The 3,735-nt window shown below is 69.2% G+C and carries 4 protein-coding genes; 3 read left to right on the top strand and 1 reads right to left on the bottom strand.

What is annotated here, in order from left to right; translation table 11 throughout:
* Positions 1-62: 62 nt before the first annotated feature.
* Positions 63-806, bottom strand: a complete 744-nt coding sequence (locus ACWGE1_RS40465; RefSeq protein WP_453425467.1) for a class I SAM-dependent methyltransferase — start codon at positions 804-806, stop codon at positions 63-65.
* Between the two features lie 406 nt (positions 807-1,212).
* On the opposite strand from ACWGE1_RS40465, the gene ACWGE1_RS40460 reads away from it, so the two are divergent.
* The 3 genes from ACWGE1_RS40460 to ACWGE1_RS40450 all read left to right on the top strand — a co-directional run bounded on the left by ACWGE1_RS40460 (position 1,213) and on the right by ACWGE1_RS40450 (position 3,688).
* Positions 1,213-1,890, top strand: a complete 678-nt coding sequence (locus tag ACWGE1_RS40460) for a ribosome-inactivating family protein (protein WP_453425466.1) — start codon at positions 1,213-1,215, stop codon at positions 1,888-1,890.
* Positions 1,891-2,150: 260 nt separating this feature from the next.
* Entirely contained in the window at positions 2,151-2,975 is an 825-nt protein-coding gene (locus tag ACWGE1_RS40455) for a hypothetical protein (RefSeq protein WP_453425468.1), read from the top strand.
* The gene (locus ACWGE1_RS40450; RefSeq protein WP_453425465.1) at positions 2,972-3,688 is read left to right on the top strand and encodes a class F sortase; all 717 of its coding nucleotides are present in this window, start codon (positions 2,972-2,974) and stop codon (positions 3,686-3,688) included. Before ACWGE1_RS40455 ends, ACWGE1_RS40450 begins: the two co-directional genes overlap by 4 nt.
* Positions 3,689-3,735: the final 47 nt, after the last annotated feature.

Raw genomic sequence — 3,735 nt, 5'->3', positions numbered from 1 at the left:
GGCGGCGGGTCGTCGGCCCGGAGCAGTGCGGTCAGACAGCGGGCCGGCCGGTCGTCAGCCGGTCAGGCACGGCAGCGCAGCATCTCCAGCGGCGGCTTCTCGAGGAGGTCCGCCCAGAACTCCTTGCCGAACTCCTGGATGCCGGCTTCGGACACCTGCAGCGGGACCCACTCCACGGCACTGAAGCCGGCCGCCCGCAGGCTCTCCTCGTAGACCTCACGGCGGGGGGCCGCGACGTCGATGCTGATCGGCTGCGGGTCGAGGAGCGCCGTGACCCGTACCCGCGGACCGGTCTCGATCTCCTCGCCGGTCGGCTCACAGAGGAACCCGTACTTGTCCAGGGACCGGCAGTCGAACCGGTAGTCGGGCTTCTGGGCGAGCACGAAGAACTCGCCGCCCGGGACCAGGCTCCGGTGGATGTTGCGGCACATCCGCTCCATCTCCGCGATGTCCGCCGCGTAGTTGAGGCACTGCACGCCCACCGCGATGTCGAAGCGGCGTCCGAGGGGGCGCAGTCCGCCCACATCACCGACCTCGTAGTCCACCCCCAGCGGGTCCCGCTGCTCGATCTCCCGCGCGGCGGCGATCATCTCGACGGAGATGTCGACACCGAAGACGTCCGCGGCACCGCGCCGCCTGAACTCCCGGCTGTAGAAACCGGTACCGCACGCCAGGTCGAGAACCGACTTGCCGCTCACGTCCCCGACCAGACCCAGGAAGCTCGGCGCCTCCCCGTAGCGCATCAACGGCAGGGACTTGAAACCCTCGAACGCCTCACCGATCTCGTCATACTGCTGCACGCTCACGCGTGTCCCCCTCCTACGTTTCGTCCCGTTGCGTGGCCGCGTCGGCGCTCCGGATGCAGTGGCCCGCCGGGCGCCGCGGCCGTGGCAGAGAGTCTGCTCCGCCCTGGTCCGGACGCCGTACTGGCAGATGACACAAAGAAGTTGGGCCCGTGACCCTCGTATCACCCAACAGGACCGGGCAGGCCGCGGAGGGCGACTTCGGCGCGACGGCGGCGGGCCGCGCGGCGCCCGGTGGCGGAGGATGGCCGGTCCACGCAATCACGCGATGAGTTCTTAGCAACAGAGGTCAAGTATTCGTCCCCCCGCCGCACGAAGGGCTACAAAGAACCGGACCGAACCAGGCCCGGCGACACGGATGATGCGAGCCGTCGTCGATCGGGGTTATGTGGAAGGCGGTGGATTTGTCGTGCGCCAGTCCAGAAGGGTCGAACAGGCTGCGGTGGAAAACCCTCCGGGGAGCCCGGGTTCCGAGCTCCTCCACCTGACGGATAGCGTCGTACTGGAGCCCTTGTCGTTTTCCGTCGAGGACGCCTCGGTGGAGGAGTACCGCTTCATCGTCTCTGCCATCCGGTCCAGAGCAGCGGACACGCCGCGCTTTCCCGGGAAGATGGCCGGCGGGGAGAGAACGGTGCGATACCTCCCCGTGAACATTCAGCTGAGAGGCCTGTCCCTCGAGGTCTATCTCGCATTCCTTGCGCACGACTCGGACATTCGCATCGTCGGGTTCCGCAACACCTTCGAAGACGGGCAGATCCCCCCGGAAGCGTACTTCCGTCACGTGTGGGACTCGGTCACGCCACCGGGCATCACCCGGGCGGCAGCCCTGCCGTTCGGCGGCGGGTGCGCCGCCCTCGAGTCGGCGGCCGGGGCCCTGCGGACGGTCCTCCCCCTGGGGCGCCTCCCCCTGATCAACGCGGTCATCTGGCTGCACCGGAACAGCGATTCGAGGTGCACCGCACGCGGGATGCTCGTGCTTTCCGAAATGCTCTGCGCAGCTGCCCGTTCCCCCCTGCTGGCGGACGACGTGTCACGCATCTGGATGACCGGCGGGCCGCTGTCGACCGCGACCTGGGCAGCCGCGTAGCCAACAGGCGATCAAATTCTCGTAGCGGGTGGCGGCGACCGGCAGACCGGGGTCTCCATGACGCGCCCGGCGCTCAATTCCGAAGCGTTTCCACAGCTCAGGATGCAGAGTGCCGGCCGTCGGAAAAATTCTTCAACCAAGCACCAATCCGGTGGTGTTGGTGCCTCGAATAGTCGACGAGATCCTCTCCCGGAGATCATTCCGCCCCCGTACGATCTGCGATTCCCGCCCCGGGAATCCATGGAACAGGAGTGAATGTGATAGTCAAGCGCGCTGGTCACCGTCTCGTGGTACTAGCCACCGTGCCCGCCGCCGTGTTCCTGACGCTGGGCCTTCCGGGGTCGGCTCTCGCCGACGGCGGGAAGGCGTACCAGATCGACCTGGCGCAGCTGAACAAGTCGGGTGCCCGAGGCACGGTCATGCTCGGCCTCAAGGGCAACCAGCTGACCGTACAGATCGAGTCCGAGGGCATGGTGCCCGGTCAGCCGTCGGCCCAGCACCTGCACGGCTCGACGAAGGGGCACGACTTCCACTGCCCGGACGCCAGTGACGACACCGACGGCGACGGGGTCCTCAGCAACACCGAGGCCACGCACGACTACGGCGACATCAACATCTCGCTCACCACGACCGGGGACACCACGCCGGCCAGCGGCCTCGCGGTGGACCGCATGCCCGTCGCCGACAAGGCGGGCAAGGTCTCCTACAAGCGGACGATCACCGTCAGCCAGGCGGTGGTCGATCACATCAAGGACCTGCACGTCGTGCAGCACGGCATCGACCGCAACAAGAACAAGAAGTACGACTTCGACGGCGCCGGCAAGAGCGAGCTCGACCCGAAGCTGCCCCAGGAGGCCACGGCGCCGACCAACTGCGGAGAGGTCAAGGGCGCAGCCGTCGGGTCCATTCCGGTCGGCGGCATCGAGACCGGCGGCGGTTCGGAGCAGAACCAGTCGCTGTCGATCGCGACGGCGGCCGGGGCAACGGTCCTCGTGTACGCGGCGACGGCCGGAGCGATCGCCCTCGCGCGCCGGCGGGCCGTCGTGGTCACCGGCCGTAGGGAGACCCCGGGGGGCGCCGCGTGAAGCACACCCGCCTCTCCGCACCCGAGGTGTCCGCCGAGCGGCCCCGCCGCCGACGGACCGCGGGTCCCCTTGCCGCCGCCGCCATGGCCGCGTTGCTCCTCGCGGGGTGCGCCGGCCAGGACGTGGGGGCGCCCCCGGCCGCGGGGGTGCAGGCCCCGAAGGGCGGGGCGCCTGCCGGTGACGCCGGGAGCGCTCCTGCCGGCGAGGCACCCGCCGGCAGCGCGGCCACCGGTGGCGGCGGCAAGGCCGAGCCCGCCCTCGCCCGGTCGGCGCCCCAGAAGATCGCGATCCCGTCCCTCGGTGTCACCAGCAAGCTGGAGACGCTGCAGCAGAACCCCGACGGCACCATGCAGACTCCGAAGGACCCCGCGCTCGCGGGCTGGTACGAGCCGGGGCCGACCCCCGGCTCCCAGGGACCGGCCGTGATCGCAGGCCATGTCACGTGGAACGGCGCCGCGGCCGTGTTCGAGAAGCTGAAGACGATGAAGGCCGGTGACACCATCAAGGTGACCCGGCAGGACAACAAGACGGTCACCTTCAAGGTCGACCGGGTCGCCGAGTACCCGAAGGCCGAGTTCCCCACGGTCGAGGTGTACAAGAACCTCGACCACGCGGGCCTGCGCCTGGTCACGTGCGGCGGGGACTTCGACCCGAAGAAGCACTACTACGACAGCAACGTGGTCGTGTTCGCCAGTATGACGGGCACCGCGTAGCCGGCCGGAGGGCGAGGGGGGCCACCGGCCGCAGGATCACCCTGCGG

It is taken from the genome of Streptomyces sp. NPDC054932, assembly GCF_053610205.1.
Note: the sequence above shows the minus strand (reverse complement) of the source record. Positions and strands in the feature narration are given on the sequence as shown.